This is a genomic window from Bradyrhizobium sp. USDA 4474, from assembly GCF_054057515.1.
Genome location: NZ_JBSRZJ010000002.1, coordinates 81,246 through 96,985, shown reverse-complemented (window position 1 = coordinate 96,985; position 15,740 = coordinate 81,246). Strand labels below are relative to the sequence as shown.

Here is a 15,740-nt window from a genome sequence, read left to right as displayed (position 1 = left end):
AGGGACGCAAGATGTGCAGTGCAGCCGACGCCGCCGTTTCCGCGATCATCGCGAAATGGTGCGCCGGCTTCGCGACCCTCGATGCGGTTGCGCTGTCGTCGCTTTATTCAAAGAACGCATTCTTCTTCGGCTCCAACCCGAAGCTCTATCGGGGCAGGAATGGCGTGGCCGATTACTTCAACGGCCTGCCGCGCTGGCGCAGGCCGAGCGCGGCGTTCTCCGAGGTGCAGGCGGCGCAGGCAGGGCCCGATACGATCAACATGGGCGCGACCATCACGTTCGACCTGGCGGGCGAACGGCCTGACCTCGTCGTCAAGATGAGCTGGGTCATCATTCGCGAAGACGGCGACTGGAAGATCGTCAATCACCACGCCTCGGCGAAGGCGCCGTTGATCTGACAGGCGCGCCGCGCACGGCATCGTCATTCCGGCGCTGGAAACGAATGCGCGGGCGCCGGGTTGAGGTGGATCCACAGGAGCATCCCACCATGCAGAACATCGCTGAGCATATGGAAGTCATCGGCGCCGACGGTGTCCATATCGGCACGGTCGACAAGGTCGAAGGCAATCGCATCAAGCTGACCAAAAAGGACAGCGGCGAGGGCAGCCACAAGGGCCACCACCATTTCATCGACAAGGGCCTGGTTGCCGATGTCGAGGGCAACAAGGTTCGGCTGTCCGCCAAGGCCGATGTCGCCGTGACGATGGAAGAGGAAAAGTAGGGCGGAAGCCTCTTCGTTCCCGATTTGTGCCGCTATCCGTGCCGCCGCACGTTCCGGTAGCTTCCGTGCAGTAGCGTAGCGCAGGGTTGCTGAGGGATGGCGGAGCCGGGCCGGCCACAACGTGCCTCGCAAGGTATGGCCGGGACCTGGCCCGGCAGCGGCCGAACAGCGTCGGCCGGCGGCTTTGTGCCGGCAGGCTTCGGCGTCTGGTCGTCGATCGCCGGAAAGCTGGGTGATTGGGCGAAGGCCGAGGCCGGCGCTGGACGACTGTTCCCATGGGTCCCCATCGCCTTCGGCTGCGGCATCGCGCTGTACTTCGCCGCCGACCATGAGCCGGTGCTCTGGGTGACGGTCGCGACGGCGGGCGCGTCGACGCTTGGCGCGGTTCTGTTGCGGCGGAGCCGGTGGTTTGCACCCGCGATCATGATCGCGGCGGTTGCGGCCGGTCTTGCTGCGGCGACGTGGAGGACAGCAAGCATCGCCCACGCCGTGCTCGCAAAGCCGCTTTATTCCGTGTCGCTGTCGGGCTTCGTCGAGACCCGCGACATTCGCGAACGCACCGACCGGTTCGTGCTGCGCGTCACCGCGATGGAGGCGCAGCGCGGCGACGTCAAGCTCGAGCGCGTCCGCCTCTCCGTGCGCAAGGGGACGGCGCCCGATGTCGGCAGCTTCGTGCAGTTGAAGGCCCGGTTGATGCCGCCGCTGTCGCCGTTGCGGCCGGGCAGCTACGATTTCTCGCGCGACATGTTCTTCCAGGGCATCGGCGCGTCCGGTTTCGCGATGGGGGCGATCACGACGGTGACGCCGCCGGTGTCAGGCGGATTGCAGTTGCGCTATGCTGCGCTCATGCAGGGCCTGCGCGATGCGATCGACGCGCGGATCCGCGCCGTGCTCGACGGCGACAACCGCGCAATCGCGACCGCGCTTTTGACCGGCCGCCGCGATGCGATCACCACGCCCGTCAACGATGCGATGTTCGTCTCGGGGCTTGGCCACGTGCTGTCGATCTCCGGCTACCACATGGCGGTCGTCGCTGGAGTCGTCTTCTTCGCGGTCCGCGCGCTGTTGGCGCTGATCCCCGGGCTGGCGGCCGGATTCGCAATCAAGAAATGGTCGGCGGCCGCGGCGCTGGTGGCCTCCGCATTCTATCTGCTGCTCTCGGGCGCGGAGGTCGCAACCCAGCGATCGTTCTTCATGACCGCGGTGGTGCTGATTGCCGTGATCGTCGACCGTCGCGCGATCACGTTCCGCACGCTGGCGGTGGCGGCGCTGATCGTGCTCGCGGTTGCGCCGGAAGCGCTGGTGCATCCGAGCTTCCAAATGTCGTTTGCGGCGACGCTCGGGCTGGTGGCAATGGTGCAGATCGGGATGCCGAACCTGCTTGCCTCGCCCGATCATTCGACGACGGCGCGGATTGCGCTGTGGGGCGGCCGCGAGATCGCGATGCTGTTCATGGCTTCCATGATCGCGGGGCTTGCGACCACGCCCTATGCCGCCTTCCATTTTCACCGCGTCACGCCCTACGGCGTGCTCGCCAATCTCGGTGCGATGCCCGTCGTCTCGGCGCTGGTGATGCCGGCCGGGCTGTTGGGACTGCTCGCGGCTCCGTTCGGGCTGGACGGCGTGTTCTGGTGGCTGATGGGGATCGGCATCGACTGGATGATTGTGGTCACCCGCTGGGTGGCGGCATTGCCAGGGGCTATCGGCCATGTCGGCGCCTTCGGCACCGCGCCGCTGGTGACGGCGAGCCTGGGGCTTGTCCTGATGGGGCTGTTGCGCACGCCGCTGCGCTGGTCGGGTGCGATCGTGCTTGCGGTCGCAACGATCTGGGCCTTGTCGGTGCGGCAACCCGACATTCTCATTGCCGCCGACGGCCAGAACGTCGCGGTGCGCGGCAAGGATGGGCAGCTGCATCTGATCAGGACGAAGAAGGACAATTTCCTTCTCAAGGAGTGGCTCGCGGCGGACGCCGACCCGCGCGATGCCGCCAGCGCTTCGCTCGGCGACGGCGTGTCGTGCGACGATGCCGGCTGCGTGACGCCGCTTGCCGACGGCCGCATGATTGCGCTGGCGCTGCGCATCGACGCGCTGGCCGACGATTGCAGCCGCGCAGCGCTGGTGGTGACGGCGAGGCCTGCGCCGCCCGATTGCGCTGCAATGGTGATCGATCGGCCGCGTCTGGCGAGCCAGGGCGCGCTTGCGCTGACACAGCGCGGTGACGGTTTTGCGGTTCAGCCGGTGAGAGCGAGGGGCGCAAACCGCTCCTGGTCGCCGGTGGCGCCCGGCGATGCAGATTTCGGCCAAACCCTCAAGCCACGGTCGGCAGCTCCGCGGACCAAAGACGCAACGCCGTCGGAGGCCGACCTTCAGGCCGAGGACTAGAATCGACGCTTCAGCCGATCGGCAGGCGTGGCGGCGTCGTGCGACTGTCGGCGGCCACTTGCGGCTTGTGCTCGCGCTCGCCGAGCGGCTGGGTCACGGGCAGTTGCAGCACGGTTGCGCGCTGGCCTTCGACGAGCTGCGTCACCAGCACGTATTTGCCATCGGGGAATTCGATCGCGTCGTGATGGCGATCGGGAATGTGCGGATCAACCTTGCCGAACTTGCCTACGCGGGAATTGATGGTGCGGGTCCAGATCCACCTGTTGTCGTAGCGGACGTTGTCGGCGAAGGCGAGCTCCGTTCCCGGAAGCAGGCAGACCGCGACCGACATGTCGGCTTCAGAGGCGAAGCCGCGCGTCGAGGTGCCGCGGAACGTTGTCGTGACGATCGTCTCGCCGACTTCTGCGGGACGCGTCGCGACGGCATGCAAGCTATAGTCACACATCGGGTGCTCCTCATCGGGGATAGCAACCCGCGCCTCTGTCCTGGAGGCGCCGGCCTCTATCAGAGTTGAAGCCTGCAAGACTCTGCTTGGTTGTAGGCAAATCTGCGGCTCCGATCCGCGAGCCGCAATCACATTATCTTTCCCGAACGGCTGGGAACAAAGCTTGCCTCCGTGCATTTGGGAGGCTTCGCGCTCAGCGTCCGGCCGGCGCGGACCAGCCGGAATATTGCCAGCCGGGCTGCGCCTGTTGCTCGATGGCGTTGCGGGCATCGCGGATCTGCGCGCTCGTCGCCTGCGGCACCTTGCCGAGGCGATGCTGCGCATGCGCAGCAAAGGCGTGCGATCCGGACGCTGTGATCAGCGTCATCGTGACGGTGCTCAGGATGATCTTGCCCATCATTCTCTCCTCAGTCTCCCTGGAGGCCCATCGAAGCGAGTGTGCTTCGTTGCGGCATGCCGGGGATGTAGGGCTGGAGAGGTGGCGGGATAATCTGTGCAGAACCAGAAAGTCTATCCAGCCGGAGCGGACAATCGTCCGCTCCAATCGTTGATCGCAGTCACCGATCGCGCGAGAACGTGGCGCTCAGTACTTGCGATAGAGACCGATCAGCTTGCCCTGGATCTTGACCCGGTTGGGGGGCAGGATGCGGACCTCATAGGCGGCATTCGCTGGCTCGAGCGCGATCGAGGCGCCGCGGCGACGGAAGCGCTTCAAGGTGGCTTCCTCGTCGTCGATCAGGGCGACGACGATGTCGCCAGTGTCGCAGCTCTCGTTGCGCTGGATGAGGGCCATGTCGCCGTCGAGGATGCCGGCGTCCACCATGGAATCGCCGCGCACTTCGAGCGCATAGTGCTCGCCCGCGCCGAGCATGTCGGGCGGAACGCTGATAGTGTGGCTGCGGGTCTGCAAGGCTTCGATCGGCGTACCGGCCGCGATCCGGCCCATGACGGGCACCGCGACGGGACGCTCGCCCTCATCCGCCGGCGGGCTCGACGTCATGCGCACCTTGCCGAGGTTGCCCTCGATGACGCTCGGGGTGAAGCCGCGGCGACTGCCGGCGGCGGCCTGGAGCTCGGGCAGCTTGATCACCTCGATCGCGCGGGCGCGGTTGGGCAGACGGCGGATGAAGCCGCGCTCCTCGAGCGCAGTGATCAGGCGGTGGATGCCCGATTTCGAGCGCAGATCGAGCGCGTCCTTCATCTCGTCGAAGGAGGGCGGCACGCCGCTTTCCTTCAGCCGCTCGCTGATGAACCGCAGGAGCTCGTATTGTTTGCGCGTTAACATCTCGACCAAAATCCCCCTGGTGATGTCATTCAATTCCGAGACGCTGAATTCAGCCATAAGCCGCTACATGCTCGAAACAAATCATGAACGGACACTATATGTTCGATACATGTTCCGCAACTGCTTAATTTACCGTGAACGCGACGAAGTTCGCGGAACGCACGCGAACGAAGCGGTCAGACGGGCAGCCGCAGCACCTCGCAAGCGGTGCCTGCTTCGGCCTTCGGCGCGAACGGTGCGCGCACGAGAAGTGCCTGTGCCGCAGCCAGATTCGAAAGCAACGAGGAGTCCTGATGATCGACGGGAACGGCGACCAGCGTGCCGTCGTCACGCTCTGCCAGCCGCGCGCGCAGATAATCTTCGCGCTGATCGTTGGCGCCGACATCGCGGCCGAGCACGGCGCGCTCGCGGCGATGATGAACCACCGAACGCCCCGACAGCGCGCGAATCAGCGGGACCAGAAACAGGAAAGCGCAAACGTAGGATGATACGGGATTGCCGGGCAGGCCGATCACGCGCATCGATCCCAGTTGCCCGTTCATCATGGGCTTGCCCGGTCGCATCGCGATCTTCCAGAACGCCATCGAGATACCTTCGTCCCTCAGTGCCTGTTGCACCAGATCGTGGTCGCCCACCGAGGCACCGCCGGTCGTGATCAGGATGTCGGCGCCGCTCTCGCGCGCGCGGCGGATGCCCGATGTGGTGGCGGCAAGCGTATCGGCCGCGACCCCGAGATCGATCGTGTCGGCACCTTCGCTGCGAGCCAGAGCATGAAGGGCATAGCCATTGGAATAGACGATCTGGCCGTGGCCGGGCGTCGAGCCCGGCATCACCAGCTCATCGCCGGTGGCGAGGATTGCGACCGTCGGCCGGCGGCGGACCGCGAGTTGCGGATGGTTCATCCCGGCGGCGAGTGCGAGGTCGCGCTCCGTGAGCCGCGTGCCGCTGCGCAGGAGCACGTCGCCCTCGCGGAAGTCGATGCCGGCCGGGCGGATGTGTCGTCCGGTGATGGCGGCTTCCTTGATCGTGATGCACTCGCCGTCGGCGACGGTGTCCTCCTGGATCACCACGGCATCCGCGTTATCGGGAACGACGCCACCGGTGAAGATCCGCACGGCTTCGCCGGCGCCGACCCTTCCAGCAAACGGCCGGCCGGCCGCGACTTCGCCGATCACCGTGAGCCGTGTGTCGACCTTGGCCGCATCGGCCGCACGCACGGCATAGCCATCCATCGCCGACATCGCCTCAGGCGGCTGCGTCCGCCGCGCCGCGACATCGCGCGCAAGCACGCGATGAAAGGCCCGATCGAGCGCAACTGTTTCCTCGGCCAGCGGCTCCGCTCCCGCGAGCACGGCAGCAAGCGCATCGGATACCGGCATGAGGGCCACGGTGAAAACTCCAGCTACGCCCATTCGGGCAAATCAGCCGCGAGAGTTCTAGCCGAGCGGGAGCGTCCAGGCAAAGCAGCCGCACAAGATGATTTATCCCACCCCTGGAGCCGTGGGACGAAGCTGGCGGTTCAGCCGCGGCATGATCAGGAGAGCGACGCATACCGGCACAACGACGGCCAAGGCAAAGACAAGAGCCGTGGCCAGCATCGGTCAGGTCCCCGGCGGCTCGCTCGGACTGACATCAGGCGCTTTGGGATTCTTGTCGGGCATTGGATCGGCCTGGGCCTTCAGGTCGGCGGCCTTGCTGATCAGTTTTGCGGAGAGCTCAGAATTCGAGGTGGTCCTGGCGTATTTCATCAGCAGGGAGGCCTGCTTGGTGAGGTAGGTTTTGCCCAACACGATGATAAGTCCGATGTAGAATTCCCAACGGACTATAGAGTCCGGAGCCGGGGATTCCGTTCCCGGAACTCTGTACAAAAATGCACAAAGGGTTTTGGTTCCCGAGTTCCAGTGAAATTGCCTCCGGAATCAGAGCCGGGTTGCCAAGTCAGATCCCCAGCGCCTTCAGGGCATTTCCGACGTCGGTCGGCGAGGTCACATGCACCGCGGTCAGGCCGCGCGCCCGTGCACCTTCGACGTTCTCGGCGAGATCATCGAAGAACACGATGCGGTTCGCGGGCACCCCCATCGCGGCGACGACATGGTCGAAGGCCTCCGCATCGGGTTTGCGCAGCCCGATGCTCGAGGACAGGTAGAGCTCGCGGAAATGCCCGAGCAGGTCGGCATATTCCTTCGAAAAAAAGTCCACATGGGGGCGGTTGGTGTTGGAGAAGGCATAGACCGGCATCTGCTTCGCCGCACGCGGCAGCAGCTCCGCAATATCAGGCATCTCGCCGGCGAAGATCGCGTTCCATCCTTCGAGGAACTGCGCATCCGAGATGCCGATGCCGAGCGATGCGCGCAGCGAGGCAAAATAGTCCTCGTCGCTGATCTTGCCGACCTCGTGCAGCCGGTAGGCCTCGCTGTCGCGCATATAGCGCGCGACGATGGCTTCCGGCTCGCAGTCGGCATGTCGCGCCCAGCAGGTGATCGCCTTGGAGAAATCGATGTCGAGCACGACGCGTCCGAGATCGAACAGAAGCGCATCGGCGCTACCAGGCGAGAGCGAGGTCACTTGCGTCCTTTCCATCAGTATCGGTAGGGTTCGTGGTCGAACAGCGGGAATGCGCTGAACACGCTCGGCGCGTTGGTTGCGGTGGCCGGGTGCAGACAGGATTTGTCGACCTCGGCGAAGGAGGTGGCGCCCAGGAGACCGAGGCAGCGCAGCACCTCGTCCTCGAGCAGCTCGAGCATCCGCGCCACGCCGGTCTCGCCCGCCGCAGCCAGTGCCCAGCATTGCAGCCGGCCGATGCCGACGAGGTCTGCGCCCGCCGCGATCGCCTTGACGATGTCGGTGCCGCGGCAGATGCCGCCATCGACCATGATCTTGGCGCGGCCCTTCACCGCTTCGACGATCTCGGGCAGCACATGCATGGCACCGCGGCCGTGATCGAGCTGACGGCCGCCATGGTTGGAGACGTAGATCCACTCGACGCCGTGATCGACCGCGATCTGCGCGTCCTCGGCAGTGGCGATGCCCTTGAGGATCAACGGTATCCGGAACTTGTCCTTGACCATTTTCACGGTCCGCCATTCCAGGCCCTTCTGGTAGTCGCCTCCGGTAGCGCGCAGACGGCTCTCGCGAACGTAGCGCTTGGCGATGTCACGCTCGCGACGGCTGTAATGGGCGGTGTCGACGGTCAGGCAGAAGGCGGCATATCTGGCCTTCTCGGCGCGGCTGACGACATCGGCCACGAACGCGTCATCGCCGCGAACATAGAGCTGGTACATGCGCAACGCGTCGGGGGCGGCTTCGGCGGTCTTTTCGAGGCCGGGTTCGGAAACCGAGCTCAGCATATGGGCGGCGCCGAATCTGCCGGCGGCGCGGGCAACGCTGGCGGCTCCAAGCGGATCGAAGATTTCCAGCGCGCCGACAGGCGCGAGCACGACAGGCAGGCGCATGTTGCGGCCGAACTGCTCGACGGAGCCATCGACCTTGCGCACGTCGCGCAGCACTCGGGGGCGAAAAGCGATCTCGTCCAGCGCCATGCGGTTGCGACGCATGGTGGTCTCGGTCTCGGCCGCACCGACGATGTAGTCCCAGGCGTTCTGGTTGAGGTTGGAGCGCGCCTTCCGGATGAATTCGTGCAGGTTCTGGAATGGCTCGTTACTGGCGCCGAGTTCGACATTCCGTTCCGGCCGGGGCGCGTCGTTCATTGTTGTCCTCCCGAGAATTTGAAGTCTTACGCCATCGCCTATCCCGTTCGGCCTTCCAAAACCATCCTAAACTCGCATAGCTGCGAAGCGTCGTCGGCCGACCGATTCCCGCTGTCCGGGAGGGCTGGTCTCCGAACGTTGCCAAATGTTTAGGTCCAGGCGAAGGGATTTTCATCGCGTGCCCGCCGGCGTGGCAGGCCGGCCTTGAAGAAACCAGAATGATATTGTGAGAACCGGGCTGGATCGCCATTTGGATGGCGGCTGCCAAGCCTCAAAAGAACCGCTAAGCGAAAAGGCCACCCATTCCATGCGGAAAACCCTGCTGTTCCCCCTGGGCGCGCTCACCGGCGCATGCCTGACCCTCCTCGTATCCGGTCCGCAGGGCGGACTGTGGGCGGCACGGGCGGCGGTCGGCGCGGGCACGGATGACGCCTATTCCCAGCTCAACCTGTTCGGGGAGGTCTTTGAGCGGGTGAAGGCGAGCTATGTCGAGAAGCCCGACAATGCCAAGCTGATCGAAGGTGCGATCACGGGCATGGTGACCTCGCTCGATCCGCATTCGCGCTACATGAACGCCAAGGCCTGGACCGAGATGCAGGAGACCACCTCCGGTGAGTTCGGTGGCCTCGGCATCGAGGTGACCATGGAGGAGGGCCTCGTCAAGGTCGTCTCGCCGATCGACGACACGCCGGCGTCCAAGGCCGGCATCATGTCCGGCGACCTCATCAGCAAGATCGACGGCGAAAACGTGCAGGGTATGACGCTCGAGCAGGCCGTCAACCGGATGAAGGGTCCCGTCGACACCCAGACCAAGCTCACCATCGTGCGCAAGGGCGCCGACGCGCCGCTCGACGTCGCAATCAAGCGCGAGATCATCCATGTGCGCCCGGTGCGCTTCCACGTCGAGAACGGCGACATCGGCTACATCCGCGTCACCTCGTTCAACGAGCAGACCACCGACGGCCTGAAGAAAGCGATTGCGTCGATTTCCAGGGACGTGCCGCAGCACAAGCTTGTCGGCTATGTGATGGACCTGCGCAACAACCCGGGCGGCCTGCTCGACCAGGCGGTATCGGTGTCGAGCGCGTTCTTGCAGCGCGGCGAGGTCGTTTCGACCCGCGGCCGCAATCCGGAAGAGACCCAGCGTTTCACGGCGCAAGGCGGCGACCTCACCAAAGGCAAGCCGCTGGTGGTCCTGATCAACGGCGGCTCTGCTTCGGCCTCGGAGATCGTGTCCGGCGCGCTGCATGACCACAAGCGCGCGACGCTGATCGGCACGCGCTCGTTCGGCAAGGGCTCGGTGCAGACCATCATTCCGCTCGGTGCCGGCAACGGTGCGCTGGCACTGACCACGGCGCGCTATTACACGCCGTCCGGCCGCTCGATCCAGGCCCAGGGCATCGCGCCCGACATCGAGATCCTCCAGGACGTGCCGCCGGAGCTGAAGGGCCGCGTCGACACCATCGCGGAGTCCCAGATGCGCGGCCATCTGCAGGCCGCCGACGGCAAGGAGCAGACCGGATCGCAGTCCTATGTCCCACCGGAAGAGAAGGACGACAAGGCACTGCACGCGGCCTTCGACTTCCTGCACGGCGTCACCGTGAATGCGGCAGCCGCAAAGCCCGCGCCGAAGACGACGGTGCCGAACTAGTTTCCAGCGGTCATCTTGACCTTCGATATCGCCCGGGAGTGGATCACCGCTTCCGGGCAAATTCGTTTGGCGAGCGCGGTCGTCTCTTGCGAAGCCCTAGCTGGCTTCGCGGCGGCGCGCTCCATTGCCGTGGCGCTGGGCGAGACGGCTGCGATGCAGCGCAAACAGCTCCACGATCTTGTCGGCCGGTTTGGCGGCGCTGAACAAATAGCCCTGCATCTCGGTGCAGCCGAGCGTGCGCAACAGCCGCCGCTGCTCCTCGGTCTCGACGCCTTCGGCCGTGGTCGCCATGCGGCGGGCGCTGGCGAGATTGACCACGGCCTGCACGATGCTGGCGGAGCCGTCAGGACCTGCGATGTCGCTGACGAAGCAGCGATCGATCTTGATCTTGTCGAACGGGAAGCGGTGGAGATAGCTCAGTGACGAATAGCCGGTACCGAAATCGTCGAGCGCGATGCGGATGCCGATGGCGCGGAGCTGATGCAGGATCGCAAGCGCGGTGTCGTCGTCGCGGATCAGCACGGCCTCGGTGATCTCGAGCTCGAGCCGGGTGGCCGCCAGATTGGACGCGGCCAGCGCCGCCATGATCTTCAGCGCCAGCGTGTCGTTCTTGAACTGCACCGGCGAGACGTTGACGGCGAGGCGGATGTCGTCGGGCCAGGTGGCGGCGTCGCGGCAGGCGGTCGCCAGCACCCATTCGCCGATCTCGTTGATCAGTCCGGTGTCTTCCGCGATCGGGATGAACTCGGCAGGCGAAACCATGCCGCGCTCGGGATGGCGCCAGCGCACCAGGGCTTCGCAGCCGGCGATACTGTCGTCCTTGAGGCTGAGGCAGGGCTGGTAGTAGACCTCCAGGCCGCCTTCGAGCCCCCTTTGGGCAATGGCGTGGCGCAGGTCGATCTCGAGCTGGCGGCGCTCCCGCACCTTGGCATCCATCTCAGGTTCGAAGAAGCGGTAGGTGCGGCGCCCGGCGGTTTTGGCTGCATACATCGCCATATCCGCGTTCTTCAGGATCTGGTCCAGCGCCGTGCCGTGGTCCGGCGCCAACGCAATGCCGATGCTGGCATCGGTGGTGAGGTGATGGCCCATGCAGTCGAACGGCGTGCGGATCGCGGCGAAGACCCGTGCGACGAGCTCGCTGACCTGGTCCTGCGAGGTGACGGCGATTTGCACAATCGCAAATTCGTCGCCGCCGAGCCGCGCCACGAAATCGCTCGGGCCGGCGCAGGCGCGCAGGCTCTGCGCCACGGACTTCAACAGCTCGTCGCCGACGAGATGGCCGAGCGCGTCGTTGACGCCCTTGAATTCGTCGATGTCGATGTAGTGCACGGCGAGTTGTTCACCGTGAACGATGGTCGCCAGTTCGCCGCGAAGATGTTCGTGGAACATGGCGCGGTTCGGCAAGTCGGTCAGCGCGTCGTAGTGGGCGAGGTGGGTGATGCGCTCCTCGGTACGGCGCCGCTCCGTGATGTCCTCATGGGTCGCGACCCAGCCGCCATCGTCGAGAGGCTCGTTGAGGACCTGGATCGATCGACCATCGCTGGTCTCGACCACCATGGAATTGCGCACGTGGACGTCGCGCAGCACGCGTGCGACATACTGGTCCACATCGCCGGTCAACGAGCCGGTAGCCTTCCGATGCATGATGACGTCGAGAAAGCTGCAGCCGGGTTTGACGATTGCGGGCGACAACCCGTACATCTCGATATAGCGCTGGTTGCAGACCACGAGCCGCCGCGAAGCGTCGAACAGCAGCAGGCCCTGGGTCATGTTATTGACGGCGCGGTCGAGGCGCTGCTTCTCCAGCGTCAGCCGCTCCCGGGACAGGCGATGCTGCCACAGCAACTTGCGCACGATCGCGACCAGCACGCCGGCAATTGCGAGCACAGAGGCGGCGGCGACCGAGATCAGGATGCCGATCTGCTCGCGCCAGTCGGCGAGCGCCGCGGCGCGCGTGGTCGTCGCCATCACCAGGATCGGGAAATGGGGCAGCGCGCGCGACGAAACCAGCCGGTCTTCGCCGTCGACAGGACTCGCGACGCGGCCGGCAAAATGGTCGAGCGCGAAGATCCTCTGCTGCTCGAACGAGCCGTTCCTGAAATTACGTCCCAGCATTTCGCTCGAATGCGGGTAGCGGGCCAGCAAGGTGCCGTCCCGATGCAGCATCGAGATCGTCGCGCCCTCGCCGAGCACGACGGTCTCGAAGAACTTCTCGAAATTGGCCGGTTCGATGCCGCGCGCGATGAGGCCCATGAATTCGCCGTCGGGTCCAACGATCTTGCGCACGATCAGGATCGTCCATTGGCCGGAGACCCGGCTGTAAAGCGGCGCGATGAGGACGTCGGGCGAGGAGGGAGTGTATTTGAAGGTCCGAAAATAGGCGCGATCGGCAACGTTCACGCTCGGGACCGGCCACGCCATCGACGAATTGATCAAGTTGCCGTCGGCATCGATGACGTTGACGGCGCCCATGTAGGGCAAGGCCTCGATTTTTGAACGCAGCATCCGGTGAACGTCCTCGCCGGAGAGGCGCTTTCGATAGTCCTCTGCCCCGGCGATACCGGTGGCGCGGACGTGATCGACGAAATCCCGCTGGATGACTGCGAAATCCTGGAATTGCTGATCGAAATGGTGAGCGAGCAGCAGCGCGGTGTTTTCGAGCTCGCGGCCGGAGTTGCGCAGCGCGCGTTCGCGGAAATTCTGTGCCATCAGGATCGCGCCGAGGGCGATCGCCGCGATCAGCAGTGTGCCGCCCACCACGAGCCAGCGGATGGGTCCACCGCGCACGAAGGCCTGGTCGAGAAGGCGGCTGCCGTATTTGGTCATCACATCGATCGTTGCCGTGCACACGCCAAGATCAGCTCATGATCCACGTAACATCCGTCGGTTTACGGGATCGATGTGGAGGCGACGTTAGCAAGCGCGGTTAATGCGACATGAACCGCGACTCACAAATCCGATCGATGGGCGGGCCAAGATGCGTGGCAGAGTATTGCCGGAGACGGTCGCCATCCGGTCAGTTCTTGCCGGTGACTGCGACGTCAACCAGCGCTTAACCATCTAACGTGTTGGCCCCGCTCGATGCCGCGCGTTCTGCAAGCGAGGTTCGCAACGGCGCAGGACAGGATCCGCACGTCGCCGAATGATCACGAGATCAGGCGCGGTAGTGGCCCGACTTGCCGCCCAGCTTCTCGACGAGATGGATGCCCTCGATGCGCACGCCGCGCTCGACCGCCTTGATCATGTCGTAGATGGTGAGGCAGGCGACCGAAACCGCCGTCAGCGCTTCCATCTCGACACCGGTCTGGCCAGTCACCTTGACGCTGGCGCGCACCACGCAGCCCGGCAGCTTTGCGTCGGGTTCAATCTCGACCGTGACCTTCGACAGTGCCAGCGGATGACAGAGCGGAATCAGCTCCGATGTCCGCTTCGCCGCCATGATGCCGGCGATGCGCGCGGTGCCGAGCACATCGCCCTTCTTGGCATTGCCTGATCTGATCAGGTCGAGGGTCGCTTTCGCCATGACGACGCGGCCTTCGGCGACGGCGAGCCGCTCGGTTGCAGCCTTGTCCGAGACGTCGACCATCCGGGCCTCGCCGGAGGCGCCGATATGGGTCAGGGCAGGGCCCGCCGTTTTCGATGGGTTGGTCTTCGCAGCTTTGCGCGCCATGTCCTTGCGCGCGATGTCCTTGCGCGCCATGTCAGCGCGTGCCCGTGGCGCGGGCCTTGGTCTCGCGCGCAAGCAGGGTGCGTGTTGCCGCCGTGACATCGGCCTGCCGCATCAGGCTCTCGCCGACCAGGAAGGTCGACATGCCGACGCGCTCGAGCCGGGCAAGGTCCGCCGGCGTGAAGATGCCGCTCTCGCCCACCATCAAGCGGTCCTTCGGGATCAGCGGCGCCAGCGTCTCGCTGGTCGCCAGCGTGGTCTCGAAGGTGCGCAGATTGCGGTTGTTGACCCCGATCATCGGCGAGCGCAGCTTGAGCGCGCGCTCTAGCTCGGCGCGATCGTGAATCTCGATCAGCACGTCCATGCCATGGGCAATCGCGGCGTCTTCGAGGTCCTTGGCGGTGGCGTCATCGAGCGCGGCCATGATGATGAGAATGCAATCGGCGCCGTGCGCGCGCGCCTCGGCGACCTGATAGGTGTCGAACAGGAAGTCTTTGCGCAGCACCGGCAGCGAGGTCGCTGCGCGCGCCGCGACCATGAAGTCGAGATGGCCCTGGAACGAGGGCGTGTCGGTCAGCACCGACAGGCAAGCCGCTCCGCCTGCCTCATAGGCCCTGGCCAGATCGGGCGGATCGAAATCTTCGCGGATCAGCCCCTTGGACGGCGAGGCCTTCTTCACCTCGGCAATCAGCGCGTAGTCGCCGTTGGCATGCTTGGTCCTGATGGCACGTGCGAAGCCACGCGCGGCTCCCTGCGCCTTGGCCTGCGCTTCGACGGCCGAGAGCGGCTGGGCACGCTTGGCCGCCGCGATCTCCTCGCGCTTGTAGGCTTCGATCTTGGTCAGGATATCGGACATGACAGGCTCAGCTGTTCGAGACCGCGATCAGATGCTTCAGCCGCGCGCTCGCCGCGCCGCTGTCGAGCGATTTCGCGCCGAGCGCGACACCCTCCTTGAGGTCCCTCGCGCGGCCGGCGACGATGAGCGCGGCGCCGGCATTGAGGAGCGCGACGTCGCGATAAGGGCTTGGCTTGCCGTCGAGGACGCTTTGCAGTGCGATCGCGTTGGCATCCGCGTCACCGCCCCTGAGAGCGCCGGGCTCGCAGCGCGGCAGGCCGGCGTCTTCGGGCGAAACCTCGAAACTGGTGATCTCGCCATTGTGGAGCGCGGAGACGAAGGTCGGGCCGGTGAGGGTGATCTCGTCCAGCCCATCGGAGCCGTGCACGACCCAGGCGGATTCTGAGCCCAGATTCTTCAGCACCTGCGCCAGCGGCTGCACCCATTGCCTGGAGAACACGCCGACCATCTGCCGCTTCACGCCGGCCGGGTTGGAGAGCGGTCCGAGCAGGTTGAAGATCGTGCGGGTGGCGAGCTCGACCCGGGTCGGGCCGACGTTCTTCATGGCGGGATGATGAGCGGGGGCGAACATGAAGCCGATGCCGCACTCGCTTACGCAGCGTCCGACCTGCTCGGGCTTGAGGTCGATCTTCACGCCGAGCGAAGTCAGCACGTCCGCGGCGCCCGAGCGCGACGACAGCGCGCGGTTGCCGTGCTTGGCGACGGGCAGCCCGGTTCCAGAAACGATGAAGGCGGCACAGGTCGAGACATTGACCGAACCGGAGCCGTCGCCGCCGGTGCCGACGATGTCGACAGCCTCCGCGGGCGCGTCGACCGTGAGCATCTTCGAGCGCATCGCCGTGACCGCGCCGGTGATCTCGTCCACGGTCTCGCCGCGGACCCTGAGCGCCATCAGCAGGCCGCCCATCTGCGAGGGCGTGGCCTCGCCGGACATCACGGCGTCGAAAGCGGAAGCGGCCTCGTCGCGCGACAGGCTGGCGCCGGTCGCCACTTTTCCAATAATCGATTTCAGGTCGTCCATCGCGT

15 protein-coding genes are annotated in these 15,740 nt (G+C 65.3%); 4 read left to right on the top strand and 11 right to left on the bottom strand.

Annotation, left to right across the window (positions count from 1 at the left end; genetic code table 11):
* Positions 1–11: 11 nt before the first annotated feature.
* From ACVW16_RS02125 to ACVW16_RS02115, 3 genes are all read left to right on the top strand, one after another.
* A complete protein-coding gene (locus ACVW16_RS02125; protein WP_456735265.1) occupies positions 12–398 on the top strand; it encodes a nuclear transport factor 2 family protein in 387 nt (128 codons plus the stop codon).
* 89 nt (positions 399–487) lie between these two features.
* Entirely contained in the window at positions 488–721 is a 234-nt protein-coding gene (locus ACVW16_RS02120; RefSeq protein ID WP_092229500.1) for a DUF2171 domain-containing protein, read from the top strand.
* A gap of 96 nt (positions 722–817) precedes the next feature.
* Positions 818–3,103, top strand: a complete 2,286-nt coding sequence (locus ACVW16_RS02115) for a ComEC/Rec2 family competence protein (RefSeq protein WP_456735264.1) — start codon at positions 818–820, stop codon at positions 3,101–3,103.
* A gap of 10 nt (positions 3,104–3,113) precedes the next feature.
* Here the strand turns inward: ACVW16_RS02115 and ACVW16_RS02110 are convergent, their stop codons facing one another.
* The 7 genes from ACVW16_RS02110 to ACVW16_RS02080 all read right to left on the bottom strand — a co-directional run bounded on the left by ACVW16_RS02110 (position 3,114) and on the right by ACVW16_RS02080 (position 8,540).
* Entirely contained in the window at positions 3,114–3,548 is a 435-nt protein-coding gene (locus ACVW16_RS02110) for a hypothetical protein (protein ID WP_456703761.1), read from the bottom strand.
* A gap of 193 nt (positions 3,549–3,741) precedes the next feature.
* Positions 3,742–3,945, bottom strand: a complete 204-nt coding sequence (locus ACVW16_RS02105) for a hypothetical protein (RefSeq protein ID WP_456703760.1) — start codon at positions 3,943–3,945, stop codon at positions 3,742–3,744.
* A 186-nt stretch (positions 3,946–4,131) separates the two neighbouring features.
* Complete coding sequence (gene lexA, locus ACVW16_RS02100; protein WP_456705296.1) at positions 4,132–4,833, bottom strand: transcriptional repressor LexA; 702 nt, start codon at positions 4,831–4,833, stop codon at positions 4,132–4,134.
* Positions 4,834–5,009: 176 nt separating this feature from the next.
* Positions 5,010–6,221: a molybdopterin molybdotransferase MoeA gene (locus tag ACVW16_RS02095; protein WP_456735262.1), complete on the bottom strand. Its 1,212-nt coding sequence runs from the start codon at positions 6,219–6,221 to the stop codon at positions 5,010–5,012.
* Between the two features lie 213 nt (positions 6,222–6,434).
* A complete protein-coding gene (locus ACVW16_RS02090; RefSeq protein WP_456703758.1) occupies positions 6,435–6,623 on the bottom strand; it encodes a hypothetical protein in 189 nt (62 codons plus the stop codon).
* A gap of 148 nt (positions 6,624–6,771) precedes the next feature.
* On the bottom strand, positions 6,772–7,413 hold the full coding sequence (locus tag ACVW16_RS02085; protein WP_456735261.1) for an HAD family hydrolase: 642 nt from the start codon (positions 7,411–7,413) through the stop codon (positions 6,772–6,774).
* Complete coding sequence (locus ACVW16_RS02080; protein ID WP_456735260.1) at positions 7,413–8,540, bottom strand: alpha-hydroxy acid oxidase; 1,128 nt, start codon at positions 8,538–8,540, stop codon at positions 7,413–7,415. Before ACVW16_RS02080 ends, ACVW16_RS02085 begins: the two co-directional genes overlap by 1 nt.
* A 307-nt stretch (positions 8,541–8,847) precedes the next feature.
* Here ACVW16_RS02080 and ACVW16_RS02075 point away from each other — a divergent pair, with 307 nt between their 5' ends.
* On the top strand, positions 8,848–10,191 hold the full coding sequence (locus ACVW16_RS02075; protein WP_456735259.1) for a S41 family peptidase: 1,344 nt from the start codon (positions 8,848–8,850) through the stop codon (positions 10,189–10,191).
* 96 nt (positions 10,192–10,287) lie between these two features.
* On the opposite strand, the gene ACVW16_RS02070 is transcribed toward ACVW16_RS02075, so the two are convergent.
* From ACVW16_RS02070 to trpD, 4 genes are all read right to left on the bottom strand, one after another.
* Positions 10,288–13,017 carry a bifunctional diguanylate cyclase/phosphodiesterase gene (locus ACVW16_RS02070; protein WP_456703755.1) on the bottom strand — a complete coding sequence of 910 codons (2,730 nt, stop codon included), beginning with the start codon at positions 13,015–13,017 and terminating at the stop codon, positions 10,288–10,290.
* A 328-nt stretch (positions 13,018–13,345) separates the two neighbouring features.
* Positions 13,346–13,861, bottom strand: a complete 516-nt coding sequence (gene moaC / locus ACVW16_RS02065; protein WP_456705295.1) for a cyclic pyranopterin monophosphate synthase MoaC — start codon at positions 13,859–13,861, stop codon at positions 13,346–13,348.
* A gap of 31 nt (positions 13,862–13,892) precedes the next feature.
* Positions 13,893–14,714: an indole-3-glycerol phosphate synthase TrpC gene (gene trpC, locus ACVW16_RS02060; protein ID WP_456735258.1), complete on the bottom strand. Its 822-nt coding sequence runs from the start codon at positions 14,712–14,714 to the stop codon at positions 13,893–13,895.
* A 7-nt stretch (positions 14,715–14,721) separates the two neighbouring features.
* Positions 14,722–15,735, bottom strand: coding sequence for an anthranilate phosphoribosyltransferase (gene trpD, locus ACVW16_RS02055; RefSeq protein WP_456703753.1), 1,014 nt, complete (start codon positions 15,733–15,735; stop codon positions 14,722–14,724).
* Positions 15,736–15,740 lie beyond the last annotated feature (5 nt).

What these genes read in the sequence shown, in the direction of transcription:
- ACVW16_RS02110 (WP_456703761.1), bottom strand. Translation starts at nt 3,548, where the DNA reads ATGTGTGACTATAGCTTGCATGCCGTCGCGACGCGTCCCGCAGAAGTC.
- ACVW16_RS02105 (WP_456703760.1), bottom strand. Translation starts at nt 3,945, where the DNA reads ATGGGCAAGATCATCCTGAGCACCGTCACGATGACGCTGATCACAGCG.
- ACVW16_RS02070 (WP_456703755.1), bottom strand. Translation starts at nt 13,017, where the DNA reads ATGACCAAATACGGCAGCCGCCTTCTCGACCAGGCCTTCGTGCGCGGT.
- moaC (WP_456705295.1), bottom strand. Translation starts at nt 13,861, where the DNA reads ATGGCGCGCAAAGCTGCGAAGACCAACCCATCGAAAACGGCGGGCCCT.
- ACVW16_RS02085 (WP_456735261.1), bottom strand. Translation starts at nt 7,413, where the DNA reads ATGGAAAGGACGCAAGTGACCTCGCTCTCGCCTGGTAGCGCCGATGCG.
- ACVW16_RS02120 (WP_092229500.1), top strand. Translation starts at nt 488, where the DNA reads ATGCAGAACATCGCTGAGCATATGGAAGTCATCGGCGCCGACGGTGTC.
- lexA (WP_456705296.1), bottom strand. Translation starts at nt 4,833, where the DNA reads ATGTTAACGCGCAAACAATACGAGCTCCTGCGGTTCATCAGCGAGCGG.
- ACVW16_RS02125 (WP_456735265.1), top strand. Translation starts at nt 12, where the DNA reads ATGTGCAGTGCAGCCGACGCCGCCGTTTCCGCGATCATCGCGAAATGG.
- trpC (WP_456735258.1), bottom strand. Translation starts at nt 14,714, where the DNA reads ATGTCCGATATCCTGACCAAGATCGAAGCCTACAAGCGCGAGGAGATC.
- ACVW16_RS02115 (WP_456735264.1), top strand. Translation starts at nt 818, where the DNA reads ATGGCGGAGCCGGGCCGGCCACAACGTGCCTCGCAAGGTATGGCCGGG.
- ACVW16_RS02080 (WP_456735260.1), bottom strand. Translation starts at nt 8,540, where the DNA reads ATGAACGACGCGCCCCGGCCGGAACGGAATGTCGAACTCGGCGCCAGT.
- ACVW16_RS02075 (WP_456735259.1), top strand. Translation starts at nt 8,848, where the DNA reads ATGCGGAAAACCCTGCTGTTCCCCCTGGGCGCGCTCACCGGCGCATGC.
- trpD (WP_456703753.1), bottom strand. Translation starts at nt 15,735, where the DNA reads ATGGACGACCTGAAATCGATTATTGGAAAAGTGGCGACCGGCGCCAGC.